Here is a 19,055-nt window from a genome sequence, read left to right as displayed (position 1 = left end):
AAGGAACAGTAAAACGCTGGGAACAGCACATTATTAACTATTTTAAAACTAGAATAACCAACGGATTTGCTGAAGGATTAAACAACAAAATCAAACTAATTAAAAGAATTGGCTACGGTGTTCCCAAAGTTGAAAACTTAAAACGCCGAGTATATTTATCATTGCTAAGTATTTAAGAGCAATTCAAAAAATAAAAGAGATAACATGATTCAAACGGTGCTATTTAGATTTCACAACATTTGTTAAAGAACCAAGTTAATGTTATGCTGAATAATAATTATAAGGAGGTATGACAATTATGAAAAAATATTTATCAACTTTTTTAGTTTCACTGCTGATCTTAACTGCTTTAATGCCGGCTTCACTGGTAGGTGCCCAGGAAAATTCAGATTTTAGACAAGTCATTCAGAAGATTTCTGGCAACCAGAATCTTAACTCACAGGAGAAAGAAAATATTTTTGATAAAGTATTTGACCTTCATTATGATGAAGGTGTCAATTTGGACGAGATATCTCAGATATTAGACTCCAATGGCAGCTATGATGACCTGGATAATGATTTCGATAATTTAGATGACCTCTACGATGATGACGACAGAGATGATGATGACGACAGAGATGATGATGACGACAGAGATGATGATGACGATAGAGACGATGATGACGACAAAGACGATGATGATGACAGAGACGATGATGATGACAGAGACGATGATGACGATAGAGACGATGATGACGATAGAGACGATGATGACGATAGAGACGATGATGACGATAGAGACGATGATGACGATAGAGACGATGATGATGATAGAGACGATGACGACGACGATGATGATGATGACGATGATGACGATGACGACGAGCGTGATGATGATTAATTAACTTTAATTTAGAATTCGGACAAACTCCTCAGCAGCTATTTTAAAACTGCTGGGGATTTTTCTTTTTAAATGTTTAACAATTAACTGCATTCAAATAAAATTCCTGCTAAACTTCTGAGCGAATGATTAAAAAATAATGCGAGGAGTTTTGCTGATGAATAAATCTTTAAAAAAGTCATATCTGATCTTTATCTGGCACGGGTTCTTTTTAACTTTGACGATGTCAATGATCGATTTTAATACAGTTTTTCCTTCCCTGGTTTCAACTCTGATTGATTCTAAAATCATTTTTGGACTTTTATATTCAATAATGCTCGGGGCACCCCGAATTTTCAACATTATTTTCAGCCATTATATGAATGGCTATGACTACCGCAAGAAATTTCTGCTGATTGGAATTTATTTGAGAGCTTTTTCCTTTTTGGGGATGGCTGGCTTTACCTACTATTTCGGCAGCAGCTCACCTGATTTAGTTATTATCTCTTTCTTTTTCTGGGTACTTGTTTTTTCAATCTCCGGCGGTTTTGCCAGCATTTCTTATGGAGATATAATTGCCAAAACTGTTGCCAGTGAGGAGAGAGGAAAGCTCTATGCCAGCAAACAGTTTGCCGCCAGTCTGGCAGCCTTTATGGGAGGGATGGTTGTTCAGAACATTTTCTCAGGGGATAGATTCGGCTTTCCTTTAAATTATTCAATAACCTTATTTATTGGATTTGTCGGTTTAATAATTGCTGCTTTAGCCTTCTGGTTAATCAAAGAGCCTCCGTCTGTCAGCAAAGACGAGGATCTGCTTTCACTAAAAGAATACATTAAAAAGGTTCCCGGGATCTTAAAAAAGGATAAGAATTTTGCTTCTTTTATAATCATCGAAAATATGGCAAGCTTCAGTTTGATGCTGCTGCCTTTCTATATAGTTTATGCTCAGGACAGTTTTGGAATTGGCTCTGATTATATCGGCAGATATCTTCTATTTCAGATTGCAGGGACAATAGTTTCCAATCTTTTCTGGGGCTATATTTCTGACAAATTAAATTCTCAGGCTGTAGTTAGAATCTGTATTCTGGGTGGTGCGGTGATTCCGATAATTGCCCTCCTGCTCAGTAATTTTGGTCCAGAAACCTATTCAATAATTTTCTTTTTAATTGGATTTTTAATCAGCGGCCGCAAAGTCGGTTTTGAGCCCTATCTCTTAGAAATTGCCCCTGATGACAGAAGAACTGTCTACTTGGGGATTAGAGGAACCTTAAACTTTTTAGTTGTGCTCCTGCCCCTGATGGGAGGAATATTTATTGATTTATTTGGCTATCTATTTACCTTTATCCTTGTTTCTGCAGTGATGTCTGCCGCCTATTATCTACTTAGAAAGGAAAACAGCGCCTCATAATTAATTGGATTCATTTTTTGAAATAATTTCAGCTTAATTATTAAAAGCCTCCTCAGTTTTAAGAGGAGGCTCTGTTTTATCATAATTTTTTGTCTGAATTCTAATCGAGGAGGCTGTCTTTTCCATCCCAGACAATCTTTCTGTAATTTACAGTATCTGTAGCACCTTCAGTATTAAAGATTAAAACAATTGAATTTTCATCCAACTGCAGCTCATTTTTTAAACTGCGCAGATTTTCCTTTTCCATCAGTAAGGATAGAAGTCCGAGACCAACTGAACCTGATTCCCCGGAAATAATCTGCTTATCATCAGCAATCGGATTGGCCAGAATTCTCATTCCGCGGGAGGAAACATAGTCATTGCAGGAAATGAACATGTGGGCATAATCCCTTAAGATCTCCCAGGCTAAAGGATTGGCTTCTCCGCAGGCCAGCCCGGCCATATCAGTTTTTAGATCCCCTTCAACTTTGTGAGTCTTACCGTCAGAGTGAGCAGCAGAATTGAATACACAGGCAGCCTCATTTGGCTCAATAATTGTAGTGATTGGATAGTTGTCAAACTGGTTGATATAATAGCCGAGGATAGAGCCGGCCATCGAACCCACTCCTGCCTGCAGAAACATATGAGTCGGCTCCTCAATTCCTTCCAGTTCCAGCTGCAGTTTGATCTCTTCAGCCATTGTGGTATACCCCTGCATAATCCAGGTCGGTATTTTTTCATAACCCTCCCAGGCTGTATCCTGCACCAGATGCCAGTTATTTTCTTCAGCTTTTTTGATTGCATAAGCAACTGTATCATCATAATTTAAGTTGGTAACAATTGCTTTACCACCTACTTCACGAATGGCATCCACCCTTTTTTGCGCAGATCCGTCCGGAAGATAAATAACAGCCTGGTGGCCGAGATGATTTGCAGCCCAGGCAATTCCCTTGCCGTGGTTTCCATCAGTAGCAGTGATAAAAGTGATATCTCCCAGTTCTTCTTTAGCCTCTTTACTCTTAAGCATCTCAAAATTTAAATTTTCAACATCTCTGTCTAATTTTTCAGCCAGTGATTTTGCTATTGCATAGGTACCTCCTAGAACCTTAAAGGAATTGAGGTTAAATCTATATGATTCATCTTTAACATAGATGTTTTTAATCCCCAGATATTCAGCCAGATGTTTTAAACTGGTCAGTGGGGTTGCTCTGTATTCTTTAAAAGAACTGTGAAATTTCCTTGCCCTTTTTGCAGCCTGAGCATTGAGAAATTCCGGCTTTGAGCCACCTAAATTATCATTTTTGATTGATTTAATATCGATTAAGTCATCCTTGCTTTTCACTATAAAAACTCCTTTCATTATTTATTCAGTCTTCTATTTAATTAAATCAAGTATAACACAAATAACTTTTAAAGCAATAAATTAATAACCCGGAAGCGGGTGACTTTTGGCTTAGTTTGTTATAAAATAGAAGTGCTGTCTTATATTTATTTTAAAATTGGCTTGAGGAAGGAAAAAAGATGAGAAACCTTTTGTTTTCAATTAATGATCTTTTCAACAGAAAAAATTTATATCTTTTGGTTTTTTTCAGCGGCATATTATTAATAACTGGAATTTATCACTTCATGGTATTTCACTTAATAACAGAATTATTTAGTGTTTTTGTTGCTTTTGCAATTTTTATGCTCGCCTATTATTCCAGGGAAAGAATTAATAATAATTATTTAATAATTTTAGGAATAGCATTTTTGTATATCGGGTTATTTGATTTGATCCATACTTTAACCTATAAGGGAATGGGCATCTTCGAATACAGTAGGGCTAATCTTCCCACTCAGATCTGGTTGATTGCCCGCTATCTGGAAAGCTTATCTATTCTGGCAGCGGTGGGCTTAGTTGCCAGAAGAAAAGCTATTAAATTTAAGCTGGTTTTTAAAATCTATACTTTTGTCAGCTTAATTTTTGTTTTTAGTCTCCTTATTGGCGTTTTTCCTGATGCTTTTTTGGAGGGCAGTGGTCTTACAAATTTCAAAAAACTAAGTGAGTATTTTATCGCAGGGGTTTTACTTTTATCGCTTGTAATCAGTTTTATAAACAGGAAAAAATTTGACCAGAATATTTATAAGCTGATGCTGCTGACAATAACTATTACAATTATTTCTGAACTTTCTTTTACTGTTTATGATTCAGTTTATGGAATTGCCAATATTATCGGTCACATTCTAAAGTTCATTTCCTTTTATCTGATTTTTGAATTGATGCTCAAAAAAATAATAGTCGAGCCCCAGGAATTTATTTTTCGCAAATTAAAGCTTACGACAGAAAAATGGAATTTAGCCGCAGATGCTGCCAATCTTGGCCTCTGGGAACTTGATTTAAAGAATGAACAGTTAAATTATGATCAAAATTTTATAGAAATGCTTGGTTATAAAAAGGATAAGCTTAAAATAAATCTCAAAGAGTTTAAAAAATATCTTCATCCAGAGGATCTGAAGCAGACAGAAGAAAAGCTGCAGAACTTCATTAAAAGCGGTGAGAACGTTATTAATTTAGAATATCGCATTAAAGTAAAGAGCGGACAGTATAAATGGATGAGCAGTACCGGACAGATTACAAAAAGATCCGAGGAAGGGGAAGCTCTAAAAATGATTGGTATTCAGCAGGATATTAATCAGAAAAAGCAAAGTCAGCAGCAGCTGGAATACCTATCTTTTCATGATAATCTAACCGACCTCTATAATAGAAGGTATTTTGAAAATGAGATGGACAGATTAAACTATTCAAGAAAATATCCACTGAGCATTATTATTGGAGATTTAGATAATTTAAAAATTGTTAATGATAATCTGGGCCATAAAATGGGAGATAAATATCTAAAAATGGTCGCTCAAATATTTAAAAAGCTTTTAAGAAGTGAAGATTTTGCTGCCAGAATTGGTGGAGACGAAATAGCTGTAATCCTGCCAGAAACTAATGCAGAAGAAGTTGAAAATATCTGCAGCAGAATTAAAGAAAAATGTGAGCAGCTTAAAAAAGAGGATGCTGACTTTAGGGATTTATTTCAAGTTTCTTTAGGCTGCCACACTTTAAATAACAGTGAGCAGGACCTTAATCAGGCTTTCCAAAGGGCTGACCAAAAAATGTATCAAAATAAAAGAAAAAATAAGAGCACAGTAAAATAATATCTTAATAAAGATGTTAGTATTTAACTGCAAATTGACTCCTGTTTACTTATAATATTTATAAATTATAAATAAATAGGAGTTGTTAGTTTGATGATGGAAATTTTAGTATTATTAATTGCTGGATTTGGAGCTGGAATAGTGACCGGACTGGTTGGTGCTTCAGCTGTTGTAATTGTAACTCCCTTTCTGGTAATCTTTTTAGGTTATGATCCTTATTCAGCTATTGGTATCAGTCTGGCTACTGATGTAGTTGCCTCTTCAGTTTCAGCCTATACATATAAAAGACACGGCAATATAAATATTAAAGGGGGACTTTTAATAGCTTTTTCTGCAGTTACGGCTGCCGTTCTGGGGAGCTGGTTATCTGGAGGGATGAATTCTGCTGCTTTAGGTGGACTGACAGGAATCATAATTTTATTAACCGGGATTTCTTTTAGAAGAAAGCCCATCAATCAGCGGGTGGAAGAGTTTAAAGAAAAATTTGATCTTAAATTCTTTCGAGAAAGAGAAAAGTTAGCTTCAGTCTTATTTGGGACCCTTATCGGTTTAATGACCGGAATTTTTGGTGCCGGTGGTGGAGTAATGATTCTAATGGTTTTAACCTTTGTTTTAGATTATAAAACTCATATTGCTATCGGTACTTCTGTTTTGATTATGACTTTTACCGCTCTTTTTGGTTCAGCCAGCCACTTTATTGTCGAACAGCACCTTCCATATTTAGAATTATTTTTAAGCAGCTCAGCAGCTTTTGCAGGTGCTGTAACAGCTGCCAGTTTTGCCAATGGAGCTTCAGAGAAAAGATTATCGAAAGCAATCGGGACTGCTTTTATATTTCTCGGTTTAATAGTTATTTTAAATTAGTGTAAAACAGTTAACTTATTTAAAATCAGATTTTAGTATAATGTACCTAAGCAAATAAAAAGGAGGCTGTTATAAGATGAAAAGATTACAAGAAATGGCTCTAACTATGATGTTAGCTAATCCTAATGCAGGTGTAGAAGATTTTGAGAATCTGAAGTAAAAATATTATAGATCGTGATAGTAGATCCCCCACAGATATGATTAAATTCTGAGGGGGATTTTTTATATTTATATTTATCTGCCCCAGTAAGCAAAAGCTTTTGCTGCTGAGTAATCTTTAAAAATTGAAAAACATAAATTTTGTGTTATAATCAGTTCAATATTAATAATACATAGAAGGTGTTTAATTTGGAAAAAGAAAATGGACTACAGTATAAGTTTTTATTAATAATTTCCACCGCCTATCTGGCAGTGGATATCAATATTCAGGGTGTTTTAGCGTTAATGCCCTTTATCAGAGAAGAATTTGTATTAAGCAGCTCCAGAGCCGGCCTGTATTCTACCTTTCATTTTCTGCTGGCGACAGCTGTTGCAGTTTTCAGCGGCAGAATAGTTGATAAAATTGGCTCCAAAAAAGGTCTGGTTGTGGGGACCGGTGTGCTTGGAATTTTAATGCTGCTGCAGTCGCGCTCGCCCAATTTTACTTTGATTTTAGCGCTGGCCTTATTATCCGGCCTCTTTTTCAGCATCATAACTCCATCTTTAAATAAAGCTGTCATGCAGAGGACCACTCCTGAGAACCGAGCAACTTCCATGGGAGTTATGCAGATGGGAGGAGGAATTGGTGGTTTTACAGGAGCAGTGTTTCTGCCTTTTCTGGCAGAAAAAATTGGCTGGAGAAATGCAGTAAGTTTTTCCGCCCTGATCGCTATTTTAGTGGGCATCTTTATCTTTATCTTTTATAAAGAAAAGGGAGCTGCTGGAGGAGAAGCTGCTGATTCAAAAAATGATCTAGATTTTAAAGATTCAATTCTAAAACTTTTTCAGAATAAAGATCTGCTTTTTGTCTGTTTATTCGGTCTGATCTTAGGATTTAATTCTGGTGCCATACCGGCTCACTACACACTTTATTTAACCCAGGACCTCCCTTTAAGCCGGACCTCTGCTGGGTTTGCTTTTGGTCTGCTGCAGATTGGTGGAATAATGGGCAGACCTCTCTGGGGATGGATCAATGATAAATTCTTAAACGGCAGCAGGAGCAGGGGACTTGTGATAGTTGGAATCGGCTTAACTTTGGTAATGCTTTATTATTTTAGAATTATGAGTGCTCTGGAGCTGCCGCTTTATCTTATCTACTTAAGTTCTTTAATTTTAGGCTTTGTCAGCCTGGGCTGGATGGGATTATACTTTACAACTGTGATTGAGCTGGCCAGCGAAAAACTGGCCGGGATCGGGACAGGGCTTTCACTGGTTTTTATCCGCTTTGGAGTTTTACTCAGTCCACCACTTTTTGGACTGCTGGCCGATTTAAATAACAGTTATCAGCTCAGCTGGCTGGGAATGGCTCTAATTACCGGATTTTTCACCCTTGTTTTCGGCTTCATCTACAGAGATAAGTTTGCGGAAGTTTAGAAATTAGAACTATATCTATAAACTGTGATATATATCACCGACAAAACTCCTCTGGTTGATTATAGTAAAGTATAGTAATTAACTATAAATTAGATTGAGAATGGTTTTCAATTAGTTAACTATAAAAGGATAACAATCTGAGGGGGAAATTTTAATGCTGATTAAGGCAGAAACAAAGCTTGATGCTATATTAAATGAATATCCAGAATTAAAAGAAACATTAAAGGAAATGTCACCGAAATTTTCAAAACTTGATAATAAGATGGTCTATAATACCGTGGGAAAATTCGCTCGAGTCAAAGATATTGCCAAAATGGGTGGTTTTTCGACCTGTGAGGTTCTGCACACTCTAAATAAGGTAATTGGGATGGAAGAAGAACTGGCTGCCAGCTTTCCGGAATGTATTGATGCAGAAATTTTAGTTGAAACAGAAAAGAATGAGCAGCCTGAGTGGCTGAGTGACCGCGCAGAGTTTAAGGAAATGAATGTTATCGGCAGTGAAGAAGATCCGCTGGCTGATATTATGAAAAAAGCACAGTCTTTAAAGGCGGGAGAGGGTTTTAAACTGGTCCAGATTTTTGAACCGATCCCCTTAATTAATATGCTTAACTCTCTCGGTTTTGAGCACTACACCGAGCAGATCAATGATTTTAAATTTGAAATATATTTTTATAAAAAAGAAACTGAGAATTCTGAGGCAGAAGAGCATCAGGCTGGAGACAAGGTGCTGGTTGTAATTCAGTCGGCAACTCCGGTTGTCTATCCAATTATCATGAAGCTTTTAAAGTCAAAAGAGCTGATGGATAAAATTGAAATTAAAGAGCTTAAAATGTGGGATAAGGCAGAAAGTCATATGAGCTGGCTGATGAACGGAAAGGCGGATATTACTTTTTCGGCAGTTGTAGCAGCAGCCAAGCTCTACCTCAACGGGATCGACCTGCGGATGAAATCAGTCAATGTCTGGGATAATTTCTATCTCTTAACCCGGGGCTACCAGGCTGATAACTTTGGCGATTTAAAGGGACACGAGATTCACGTGCCGCTGGCCAAGGGAACACCTCCCTTTGGAGTTACTAAATATCTGATGAAGAAAAAAGGCTATAATCCTGATGATTTTGATTTTGTCTTCGGCCAGCCCTTTGGTCGTCCGGAAGAACTGAAGGCTAAATTTGTGCGGGGAGAAATTGATACTGTGCTCTTAAGGGAGCCGGAGGCTAGTTTTGCCCTCAAAGAGGCAGAAGATGCTGTGGTTTCCATTGCCTATAAGGACCTCTGGCAGGAAATCCATCCGGAAGCAGGTAAACTTCCCAATGCCGGTCTGGTATTTAAGGACGAATTTGCTGACCAGCACCCGGAGATTGTGGAGCTTTTTATGAGAGAAATAGCAAAAGCAATCAGAGAAATTAACGAGGATCCGAAAAAATCAGCCGAGGAGAGCTTTGATATTATGGGGCAGACTCCGGAGGCTGTAGAAAAGTTTTTAAAACGGGTTACTTTTGATTTTAAATCCGGCTCAGAAAACGCTGCTGAAATAATTTATTATCTAAAGGTGCTGGCTGAAGAAGGTTCTTTTAAAGCAAAAAAAGACCTGTCAGAACTGGAAGAGATGTTTAAATAAAAATACTGAATAAATTGAATAGCTGGTTTAAATCCTCTGTTAGAGCCTCTGGGTTCTGCAGGGGATTTTTTTTAAAGGAAAATTCTTTCTGGCGGCTAATATTAATAATAGAAGGATAAATAATAATCTGGATTATTTTTCAGCGGCAGAAAACTGCTGCAGTCAGTGCAGGATCCAGAAAAAATAGTTTATTTTCAACTGAAGGAGGAAGATAATGAACGAATCAATGAAAGAATTATACCAGAAATCAATAGAAGTTTTAAATAAGAGAGGGGTAACAGTTGAAGATATTGCAGAACTTGTCAAAAAGCTGCAGGAGTCATATAACCCGGAGATTACTCTGGAGGAATGTATAGAAAATGTGGATTCAGTTTTAAAGAAAAGAGAGGTGGCACACGCAATTTTAACCGGGGTGGCAATCGATGAGCTGGCAGAGCAGAAAAAGCTGCCGGAGCCGATTCAGAGTATTATCGATACTGATGAGGGTCTTTACGGGATTGACGAGATTCTGCCGCTTTCAATTGTCAACCTCTACGGTACTATCGGCCTTACAAGTTACGGCTATCTGGATAAGGCAAAATCCGGGATAATTAAGGAGCTGGACACCAAAGAGGACGGTCGAGTTAATACATTTCTCGATGATTTAGTGGCCGGTATTGCTTCCGCAGCTGCCAGCCGTTATGCCCATGGAGAGGGAACTGAATAATTTAAATTTTTTAGGGACAGTTTTAGAAAGGAGCCCAGATGAAAAAGATAGTAACCTTTACTTTAAATCCGGCTGTTGATAAAAGTTCCAGTGTTGAACATGTTAAAGCAGAGGATAAGCTCTACTGTGACCAGCCCAAATTTGAACCTGGTGGTGGCGGAATTAATGTCTCCAGAGCAGTTAAAAAACTCGGAGGCAGCTCCCTGCTTCTCTACACCTCCGGGGGCTTTACCGGTAAAAAACTTGCAGAACTGCTGGCTCAAGAAAATTTAAATACCGGGGCGATAGAGATTGAGGCAGAAACAAGGGAAAACCTGATTATCAATGAGAAGACTTCCAATCAGCAGTACAGATTTGGCATGCCCGGTCCAAAAATTACTGCAGAAGAATATGATAAAATTTTTAAAACTTTAACTGAACTTGATCCCTTTCCCGATTATCTGGTGCTCAGCGGCAGTATTCCCCAGGGAGTAAGTACTGATATTTATGCAGAGATGGCAGCCCTGGCTAAAAGAAAAGGGGCAGAGGTAATAGTTGATGTTTCTGGCCCGCCTCTAAAGTCAGTGATCGAAGAAGGAGTTTATTTAATCAAGCCAAATCTGGGAGAATTTCAGGACCTGGTGGGCAGGGAGTTAAAGGATGAAGATCAAATTAAAGAAGCGGCCTTAAAATTTGTTAAAGACAGGTGCTGTCAGGTGATTGTAATCTCTATAGGTGCCGGAGGGGCTCTGCTGGTTAGTGATCAGCAGGCTGAGTTTAAAAGACCGCCAACTGTTCCCATCAAAAGCAAGGTAGGAGCAGGAGACAGTATGGTAGCCGGTATAGTTCTGAGCCTGGCCCGGGGAGAGAGCCTAAAAAATTCATTTTACTATGGACTGGCTGCCGGTTCTGCAGCTGTAATGACTCCGGGGACTGAGCTCTGTACAAAAGAGGATACAGATAGGCTTTATCAAAAAATTGTAGAAGATCAATAAGCTTTAGATGATAGGGGTGATTAAAATTAAAAATTTCATAATATTTTTACTCTTAATCATACTAATTTTATTACTGCCGGCAGCAGCAGCTGCTGAAAAAGATATTCTGGTACTGCACTCCTATCATCAGGGCCTGGAGTGGACTGATCAGATTTCTGAGGGAATCAGGTCCGTTTTTCCCTATCAGAATGAGGTCAAAATCTATTATGAATATCTGGATACCAAAAGAAACTTCAGCCAGGAATACTATGACAAGTTGATTTCACTCTACCGGGAAAAAGCCAGAATTATTGATTTTGATGCAATCATAGTTTCTGATAATGCAGCTTTCGACTTTATAATTGAATACGGGGAGGAATTATACCCGGAAGCCCCGGTAATATTCTGTGGAGTCAATAACCTGAATAAAAATTTTTTAGAAGATCAGCAGGATATTTGTGGGCTGGTAGAAAAAGCCGAACACAGAGCTAATCTCGATTTGATTTTAAAACTACATCCTGCTTTAAATAAACTAATTATCATCAATGATCGGACTCTGACCGGCAAAAATATCAAAGCAGAACTCGAATTGATTTTGACAGAATACGAGGATCGGCTCAATTATGAAATCTGGGATTCTTTTACCATTCCTGAACTGCAGAACAGACTGCTTAAAATGGATCAAAATAATGTAATTTATCTGCTGGTATTGAATCGAGATCAGAACGGCAATTTTATTTCCTACAACCAGGGAATTGAGAAGATCAGGGAAGTCAGCCAAAATCCAATTTACGGCACCTGGGATTTTTATCTCGGTAAGGGAATAGTGGGCGGCAAGCTGATATCTGCTCAGGAGCAGGGACGGCAGGCTGCTTTAATGGCAGAGGATATTATCAGTGGAGAAAATGATTTCAGCGGCCAAATAGTTGATGATATCAGCAGCAAATATTATTTTGATTATAATCAGCTGCAGAAGTATAAAATCAGCCAGGCCGAACTTCCTGCGGACAGGGAAATAATAAACCGGCCGCAGCCATTCTGGGAGAGAAATTATCAGTTTCTATACTGGGGTTTAATATTTTTGAGTCTGGTGATAGTAGTGCTGCTGTTTGTCTTTTATTCTAAACATCAAGAAAGGCAGCGGATCGAGAAATTAAACAGGGAATTAGAAGAAAAAGTAGAAGAGAGAACTAAAGAGTTAAGAAAAATGTTAATCACAGATGACCTGACAGGGCTGCTCAGCAGAAGACGGATTTTGGACCTTTTAGAAGTTGAATTAGAAAAATGCAGAAGATATAAAAGGGAGCTTTCACTGCTGATGCTGGATCTGGATTTTTTCAAAGATATTAATGACAGCTACGGCCATCAGTTCGGGGATCAGGTTTTAGAAAAGATAGGCACTATTCTGCAGCGGAACACAAGAAAGCTGGATTTAGTCGGCCGCTATGGTGGAGAAGAATTTTTAGTTATTTTACCGGAAACAGATTTGAAAAAAGCAGCTCTGGTGGCAGAAAAACTGCGTCAGAAGATAAAAAATGCAGAAGTTACTGGTCGAGATTTTAAGCTGACAGCAAGTTTTGGAGCGGTTCAATTTGAAAAAGAAAGCAGTCAGCAGCTGATAAAAAGGGCAGATGACCTCTTATATAAAGCTAAGGCAGAGGGGAGAGATCGGGTAGAAAGCTAGAATATTTTTTAGAGATATAATTTTATTCGGATTTAAGCGGCTTTTTAGATTGAATAGATCCGAAATCTCAAGATGAATTTGAAATAAAAATATATATTCAGGGAGAGATGAATGATGAATAAAACAATAATAATTTTACTTCTGGTAGTTTTGCTCTTTTCAGCTTTTAAGACAGCAGTTTTAGCTCAGAGTTTAGAGCACCAGTTTGAGCTCGGCATCGGGGCTGGAGATGGTTATACAGAATACAGTATAGGTGATATTGATACCGCTCAGTTAAATTATGGCTTTAAAAGTCGGCTGGAATTTCCCCTTGCTGTGGAGATGATCAATTTAAGCTATAAAAATAATCTAACTATGCCGAAGCTTAATATTGGTGGGATTTCTCTCAAATTAGAAAAGAACTTAAGTGATGATGCTGGAACTTTTAAAGACTCCGACTGGCTCTATACTACCGGAATCAATAATAAAGATGTAATTGGTACTTCTCCCACAGAAGTAAAGGATATCATCAGGTGGGATTTTAAAATCAGAAACGAGTGGCTCAGAGCATCAGACAATCTCGACTATACTCTGCATTTAGGTTATAAGCAGGATAATTATGATCTTTTATCTTATGATTTAAAAAGAACCTATTTAACTGATGCTACTGATGAACCGGAAGGAAAAACTACTAATTATGAAGGGGGGAATGTTAACTATCAGGCTAAATATGACATTCCCTATCTCGGTTTTGATTTGAAGACTAAAAATAACGACAAATTTGATTTAATTTTAAGTGCTGCCTATTCCGACTGGGTCAGAATGAAAGATGAAAATAATTATTTGCAAAGTGATATGACGGTTAAAGGAGAGGGAGAAGGAAATTCAATTCTGGTCAACGGCAGGGCAAGTTATAATCTAACTTCAGCAGCAAGTCTGGTTTTGGATGTCGGCTATAATAAGACTGAGGTTGAAGGAAGCCAGAATCAATTTCACTCTGATGGAACTATAATACGAGATATTTATTATGAAGCAGAACAGGAATATACAAATATCAGTCTGGGGCTGAACTGGACATTTTAACTAATTAAAAATATAAGGAGGTTTTATAATGCACAACACTGAATTTATTGAGACTTTTGATTCTCAGAAGCTCTTTCTGCGCCGGGATCTGGTTGATGATCCGCAGGCTGTGGTGATCATTGTCCACGGCTTAAATGAGCATCAGGGCAGATATGATTATTTTGCCGGCAGGTTGAATGGAGAAGGTTTTTCAGTTTACCGCTTTGATAATCGCGGCCACGGCAGATCTGATGGTGCTCAGTCCTATATTGAGGATTTCAATACCTATTTAGATGATGCGGATACAGTTTATGAACTGGTCAAAAAAGAAAATCCTGAGCTGCCAATTTTCATGCTCGGCCACAGTATGGGTGGTTTTATTGCTGCCGGCTATGGGGTTAAATATCCAAATAAACTGACCGGACAGATCTTAAGTGCTGCAGCGACCAATGAGCTTGAGGCCTTCAAAGAATTAGAAGAGCTGAGCCTGGAGGATAATCCAGAGATGAAGCTCCCCAATGAGCTGGGTAAATTTGTTTCCAGATCAGAATATGTAGTTGATGACTACAAAAAGGACCCCTATGTTTCTGAATTTACTACTTTAAAACTGATGAAGGTTGTCTTTATCGATGACGGAATACCCTGGCTGGTTGAAAATCTGGCTCAGTACGAGTACCCGGTTCTAATCCTGCACGGTGAGGGAGATAAGATAGTTGATCCGAGCTGTTCCGAAAAGTTCTATGATTTAATTGCTGCTGAAGATAAAAGCCTAAAAACCTATCCTGAACTCTACCACGAAATCTTAAATTCGGAAGAAAAAGAAACAGTGATTAATGATATTCTAAACTGGCTGGAGGAGAGAGTGTAGACTGGAAAAAATAGATAATGATGAGTGACCAATTGCTCTTCTCTAAACGAGGAGAGCTTTTTATTTTTAAAAATAATTTAATGAGCATTTTAAAAGGAATTAATTTCTTTTTACAGAATAATATTAGTTAGGCTGTAATAGCAGTCTGATCTAAATTCAAGAGTGAAAAACTCATTTGTTATTAAAAATTTTTAGAACTAACCAAAATAAAATTAAAACAGGAGATGAATATGATGGGTAAAATAGTAGAAAGATTTAAAAGATATATAGCAGTAGATACAAGGTCTGATGCTGATTCAGAGACTGTTCCCAGTACCAAAGGGCAGCTCGAACTTGGCAGACTTTTAGTGAAAGAATTAAATGAATTAGGTTTAGAAAATGTTAAGCAGGATCAAAATGGATATATTTATGCAGAGCTGCCCTCTAATACAGCTGAGGAAGTTCCAACTATCGGCTTTATAGCCCATCTGGACACCAGTCCTGATTTAGATGGTCAGGTGACTAATCCCCAGCTGGTAGATTATCAGGGAGGAGAGATTCAATTAAATGATCAGTACAGCCTGACTGAAGCTGAGTTTCCAGCCCTAAAAGAATTAAAAGGTAAAACTCTAATTACCACAGATGGAACAACCCTGCTGGGTGCTGATGATAAAGCAGGGATAGCTGAAATTCTAACTGCACTCGATTATTTAATTTCAAATCCTGAAATCAAGCACGGATTAATTAAGGTCGGCTTTACACCTGATGAAGAAATTGGCAGAGGAGCAGACCACTTTGATGTAGAAGCCTTTGGAGCAGATTTTGCCTATACACTTGATGGGGGACCACTGGGAGAACTGGAATATGAAAACTTTAATGCAGCTTCTGCTGATCTAAAAATACAGGGTAAAAATGTTCATCCAGGTACTGCTAAGAATGTAATGGTTAATTCAATGAAAATCGCGATGGAATTAGATGCTATGCTGCCGACTGCAGAAGCACCGGAACATACTGAAGGCTATGAGGGTTTTTATCACTTAATTGATATCGATGGTAGTGTAGATTATACTGAATCAAGTTATATTATCAGAGATTTTTCCAAAGAAGGTTTTGAAAACAAGAAGGCCTTAATGCAGCAGGTGGTGGATTTTTTAAATAATAAATATGGAAATGTAATTGAAGTCAAGATAGAAGACAGCTACTACAATATGAAAGAAAAAATTGAGCCTCATTTTGAGATAATTGAGCTTGCCAAAAAAGCAATGGAGGAGCTGGGGATAACTCCGGATATTAAGCCTATCAGAGGTGGAACAGATGGTGCGAGACTTTCCTATATGGGACTGCCAACTCCCAACTTATTTGCAGGAGGCTATAACTTTCACGGCAGATTTGAATTTATTCCGGTAGAAAATATGAAAAAAGCAGCTGAATTGATTGTTAAAATTGCAGAAAATGCGGCTCAGAAATAAGAAAAGTTAATCTATTTTTAAGTTTTAACTGTTATAATTGAACTATATTAATATTAAAATTTCTAAGCATATCTAGGAGTGGAATAAATGGAATCTAATATCAATAAAGAACAGCTGATGAACATAGCAGACCAGTATGGTTTTAAAGAATGGCGGGAGCTGATCTTTATCCATGAGTCAGCAATCGAAGAAGTAAACACCAAACTTAAAATTTTAAATAACGAATTTAAAATAATTCATGATCACAACCCAATTGAGCATATTAAAACGAGAGTTAAAAAACCTGACAGCATTATAGAAAAGCTGGAGCGCAAAGGCTATGAGGTCAACATTGAAAATGCTAAAACTAAGATCAATGATATAGCTGGAATCAGGATTATCTGCTCTTTTACCGATGATATTTATAAGATTTTAGAAATGATCAAATCTCAGGATGATATTGAGGTTTTAAAGGTCAAAGATTATATCAAAAATCCGAAAGAAAATGGCTACCGGAGCCTGCATCTATTAATTCAGCTGCCGATCTTTTTAAGCAGTCAGGCCCGGATGACTAAAGTTGAAATTCAGACTAGAACAATTGCCATGGATTTTTGGGCCAGTTTGGAACATAAGATCTATTATAAATACAAAAATGATGCTCCAGATGAGATTCCGGAGAAATTGAAGGAGTCTGCCGAAATGATCAAAAAACTCGACCAGCAGATGCTGGATATCAAAAAAGAACTGGATCAGTATGCAGCATTAGAATAAGCTGCAGCTTATAAGGATTTATAAATAGCCCTTCCTTTTGCCGGGACAGCTATTTCCAGATAATTTTTACCCTGATCAGCTGCTTTCACCTCAAGTTCTTCCCCAATTTTCTCTGCAGCAGAAGAGTAAACACAGATGAATTTTTCGCCGGGCAGATGAATTTCACTGTCGATTAAGACTTTGACTTTTTGAGCTTTATCTAAATCACAGTTTACTGCTAATAGAAATTCACCCTGACTGAAGATCCTTGACCAGGCAATAATTTCTCTGCACCTTGCTTGATCTGCCCGGGGAAGGTGAAAATCCTTATTTTTTATCTCTGATATTTCTCTTAAATACTGCCGGCCCAATCTGAGGTGGATATACTCGTTTCTAAGTTCAGCCAGTTTTTTCATCTCCTGATACACAGGATGTTCACTGTTAAAAAAGCTTCTGTTTCTGGTTCTGAAGGCACCAAATTCTCCCCCAAACATTGATTCTCTAACATATTTGTCGTGGTCTCCACTACCGTCAAAACCCTGTTCAGTTCCATAATAGATGCAGGGAATTCCGGCAGTAAAGAAGTTTAAAAAGACTGCATTTTTTAAAAGAGGAGCTGTTTTTTTATCTGCTGTAAAACGCTCTTTGTGTTTTGGTTTATATACCATATCATGGTCGTCAAACATTGTAATAACTCTTTTATGATACCACTGATTTTCACCTTCACTTAAAACCTGAGAATTGGTAAAAATAGAAAAATAGTTTTCGGCTGCGGAATATCCCTTGGCGACATTTTCAAGAATTTCCGGGATTTTATTGATACCAAGTGCTGCATCAAGACCTGTGTTTTCACAGATGGACTTTGCAAATTCCATCCCACCTGTAATTTCTCCTAAGATATAAAAATCCTTTTTACCCAGAGTCTGGGTAAATTCTTTAATTTCTGTGACAAAAAAGCGGACAGCACCTGGATCTAAATGTTTTACTGTATCCAGTCTAAAACCGTCTAAATCTGCATAAGCTATCCAGTATTTATAACACTCTGTTAAAACTTTTAGGGCTTCAGAAGGCTTATAATCATCTACCCTGCCAGAACCAGTATTGATATTTTTTAAAGAGAAAAAATCTCCCTCCCTAAATTCTGGATCGCTGTCCCAGTTTCTAATATAACCTTTTTTGCTGAAGGTATCTAAATTGAAAATTTCCTGAGGCCAGACTCCCCCTTCAGGCCAGGTAGTGCTGTAGTCAGGATTATTTGGATCAACAACTGCTTTCCCATCTTTATCCCTGAAAGCTTTAACCGGATACTCCTGACCGGTATAGAAGGCATCTTCTGCATCATAAAGCAGCACATCAGCTGTGTGGTTGATTATTACATCCAGGATAATATAGATTTCCTTTTTGTGAGCCTCAGCAACCAACTTCTTGAGCTCAGCTTTGGTGCCAAAATGAGGATCAATCTCTAAAAAATTCTGGGTTCCATAGCCGTGATAATTTTCTGAGTAAACTGGCTGTTTAAGGACCGGGCTGATCCAGAGCACACTCACTCCCAGTTCTTTAAGGTAGTCCAGCTTATCTGTTATTCCTTTTAAGGTGCCACCAATCCATTTTTCTCCACTCTCCAGCCACTTCTGTCTGGCTGCCTCAGTTTTTAAGGCATTTTCATAATCATTTTTTTGATCATAGAGGGGATATTCTTTTTCAGATGCGAATCTGTCTACAAGCAGAAAATAAAAGATCTGTTCATCCCATGCTTCCGGAGACTTCTGATACTCTCTTTTTTCAGTAATTTCTTTTAAATTAAAATCCTCTATACTTTTCATAAGCTGCCTCCTTATGTTTTAGGCATTATCTATTATTTATATTCAGCAAAATTATTACTTTTCCTTTAATAAAATGCTGGAATAGAGCTGAAAAAGGATTAGATTTCTTTTTGAAGAATAAGATATTAGTAGAGATTTTATTAAACTTGAATTCGGCAAGTAAAAAGTTAAAGTAGTTCTTTTTAGATTTTTGCCGTTAAAAAATCATTTCAATCTATTAAAATTAAATATTTAGTCTTAATTTAGATAACCAGTTAAATAAATTATCCAGCTCCCAGATTTCAGACGCACTTAACTAAACTATGGTTTTCATAGCTTAA

The 19,055-nt window shown here is 37.6% G+C and carries 16 protein-coding genes; 14 read left to right on the top strand and 2 right to left on the bottom strand.

Going from position 1 to position 19,055, the window contains the following annotated elements; all coding sequences use genetic code 11:
* The 3 genes from C8C76_RS13925 to C8C76_RS13915 form a co-directional block, all read left to right on the top strand.
* Positions 1–176, top strand: a 176-nt coding sequence (locus C8C76_RS13925) for a transposase (RefSeq protein WP_146161872.1), incomplete at its 5' end; no start/stop codon positions are given.
* Between the two features lie 122 nt (positions 177–298).
* Complete coding sequence (locus C8C76_RS15220; RefSeq protein WP_181248235.1) at positions 299–880, top strand: hypothetical protein; 582 nt, start codon at positions 299–301, stop codon at positions 878–880.
* Between the two features lie 157 nt (positions 881–1,037).
* A complete protein-coding gene (locus C8C76_RS13915) occupies positions 1,038–2,267 on the top strand; it encodes an MFS transporter (RefSeq protein ID WP_166637187.1) in 1,230 nt (409 codons plus the stop codon).
* Positions 2,268–2,367: 100 nt separating this feature from the next.
* Here the strand turns inward: C8C76_RS13915 and dpaL are convergent, their stop codons facing one another.
* A complete protein-coding gene (gene dpaL, locus C8C76_RS13910; RefSeq protein WP_108142689.1) occupies positions 2,368–3,588 on the bottom strand; it encodes a diaminopropionate ammonia-lyase in 1,221 nt (406 codons plus the stop codon).
* 179 nt (positions 3,589–3,767) lie between these two features.
* Between dpaL and C8C76_RS13905 the strand changes: the two genes are divergently transcribed.
* From C8C76_RS13905 to C8C76_RS13855, 11 genes are all read left to right on the top strand, one after another.
* A complete protein-coding gene (locus C8C76_RS13905) occupies positions 3,768–5,429 on the top strand; it encodes a sensor domain-containing diguanylate cyclase (RefSeq protein WP_108142687.1) in 1,662 nt (553 codons plus the stop codon).
* A gap of 93 nt (positions 5,430–5,522) precedes the next feature.
* A complete protein-coding gene (locus C8C76_RS13900; RefSeq protein ID WP_181248234.1) occupies positions 5,523–6,293 on the top strand; it encodes a sulfite exporter TauE/SafE family protein in 771 nt (256 codons plus the stop codon).
* A 348-nt stretch (positions 6,294–6,641) separates the two neighbouring features.
* Entirely contained in the window at positions 6,642–7,865 is a 1,224-nt protein-coding gene (locus tag C8C76_RS13895) for an MFS transporter (protein WP_108142683.1), read from the top strand.
* 154 nt (positions 7,866–8,019) lie between these two features.
* Complete coding sequence (locus C8C76_RS13890) at positions 8,020–9,483, top strand: DUF1858 domain-containing protein (protein WP_108142681.1); 1,464 nt, start codon at positions 8,020–8,022, stop codon at positions 9,481–9,483.
* A 211-nt stretch (positions 9,484–9,694) separates the two neighbouring features.
* The gene (locus C8C76_RS13885) at positions 9,695–10,189 is read left to right on the top strand and encodes a phosphatidylglycerophosphatase A family protein (protein WP_375135337.1); all 495 of its coding nucleotides are present in this window, start codon (positions 9,695–9,697) and stop codon (positions 10,187–10,189) included.
* 38 nt (positions 10,190–10,227) lie between these two features.
* The gene (locus C8C76_RS13880) at positions 10,228–11,163 is read left to right on the top strand and encodes a 1-phosphofructokinase family hexose kinase (RefSeq protein WP_108142679.1); all 936 of its coding nucleotides are present in this window, start codon (positions 10,228–10,230) and stop codon (positions 11,161–11,163) included.
* 16 nt (positions 11,164–11,179) lie between these two features.
* Complete coding sequence (locus tag C8C76_RS13875) at positions 11,180–12,826, top strand: GGDEF domain-containing protein (protein ID WP_181248233.1); 1,647 nt, start codon at positions 11,180–11,182, stop codon at positions 12,824–12,826.
* Positions 12,827–12,940: 114 nt separating this feature from the next.
* Positions 12,941–13,888 carry a hypothetical protein gene (locus C8C76_RS13870; RefSeq protein ID WP_108142675.1) on the top strand — a complete coding sequence of 316 codons (948 nt, stop codon included), beginning with the start codon at positions 12,941–12,943 and terminating at the stop codon, positions 13,886–13,888.
* A gap of 28 nt (positions 13,889–13,916) precedes the next feature.
* Positions 13,917–14,735 carry an alpha/beta hydrolase gene (locus C8C76_RS13865; protein ID WP_108142673.1) on the top strand — a complete coding sequence of 273 codons (819 nt, stop codon included), beginning with the start codon at positions 13,917–13,919 and terminating at the stop codon, positions 14,733–14,735.
* 233 nt (positions 14,736–14,968) lie between these two features.
* Positions 14,969–16,183 (top strand): peptidase T, encoded by a 1,215-nt coding sequence (pepT, locus tag C8C76_RS13860; RefSeq protein WP_108142671.1) that lies wholly within the window; start codon positions 14,969–14,971, stop codon positions 16,181–16,183.
* Positions 16,184–16,270: 87 nt separating this feature from the next.
* Positions 16,271–16,933, top strand: coding sequence for a GTP pyrophosphokinase (locus C8C76_RS13855; RefSeq protein WP_108142669.1), 663 nt, complete (start codon positions 16,271–16,273; stop codon positions 16,931–16,933).
* Between the two features lie 8 nt (positions 16,934–16,941).
* Here the strand turns inward: C8C76_RS13855 and C8C76_RS13850 are convergent, their stop codons facing one another.
* Positions 16,942–18,735: an alpha-amylase family glycosyl hydrolase gene (locus C8C76_RS13850; protein WP_108142667.1), complete on the bottom strand. Its 1,794-nt coding sequence runs from the start codon at positions 18,733–18,735 to the stop codon at positions 16,942–16,944.
* Between the last annotated feature and the right edge of the window lie 320 nt (positions 18,736–19,055).

This window comes from Halanaerobium saccharolyticum, assembly GCF_003053565.1.
Taxonomy (GTDB): domain Bacteria; phylum Bacillota; class Halanaerobiia; order Halanaerobiales; family Halanaerobiaceae; genus Halanaerobium; species Halanaerobium saccharolyticum_B.
The sequence above is the reverse complement of the archived record's forward strand: the minus strand, read 5'-3'. Positions and strand labels throughout refer to the sequence as shown.

What these genes read in the sequence shown, in the direction of transcription:
- C8C76_RS15220 (WP_181248235.1), top strand. Translation starts at nt 299, where the DNA reads ATGAAAAAATATTTATCAACTTTTTTAGTTTCACTGCTGATCTTAACT.
- C8C76_RS13915 (WP_166637187.1), top strand. Translation starts at nt 1,038, where the DNA reads ATGAATAAATCTTTAAAAAAGTCATATCTGATCTTTATCTGGCACGGG.
- C8C76_RS13905 (WP_108142687.1), top strand. Translation starts at nt 3,768, where the DNA reads ATGAGAAACCTTTTGTTTTCAATTAATGATCTTTTCAACAGAAAAAAT.
- C8C76_RS13900 (WP_181248234.1), top strand. Translation starts at nt 5,523, where the DNA reads ATGATGGAAATTTTAGTATTATTAATTGCTGGATTTGGAGCTGGAATA.
- C8C76_RS13890 (WP_108142681.1), top strand. Translation starts at nt 8,020, where the DNA reads ATGCTGATTAAGGCAGAAACAAAGCTTGATGCTATATTAAATGAATAT.
- C8C76_RS13880 (WP_108142679.1), top strand. Translation starts at nt 10,228, where the DNA reads ATGAAAAAGATAGTAACCTTTACTTTAAATCCGGCTGTTGATAAAAGT.
- C8C76_RS13870 (WP_108142675.1), top strand. Translation starts at nt 12,941, where the DNA reads ATGAATAAAACAATAATAATTTTACTTCTGGTAGTTTTGCTCTTTTCA.
- C8C76_RS13865 (WP_108142673.1), top strand. Translation starts at nt 13,917, where the DNA reads ATGCACAACACTGAATTTATTGAGACTTTTGATTCTCAGAAGCTCTTT.
- pepT (WP_108142671.1), top strand. Translation starts at nt 14,969, where the DNA reads ATGGGTAAAATAGTAGAAAGATTTAAAAGATATATAGCAGTAGATACA.
- C8C76_RS13855 (WP_108142669.1), top strand. Translation starts at nt 16,271, where the DNA reads ATGGAATCTAATATCAATAAAGAACAGCTGATGAACATAGCAGACCAG.
- C8C76_RS13850 (WP_108142667.1), bottom strand. Translation starts at nt 18,735, where the DNA reads ATGAAAAGTATAGAGGATTTTAATTTAAAAGAAATTACTGAAAAAAGA.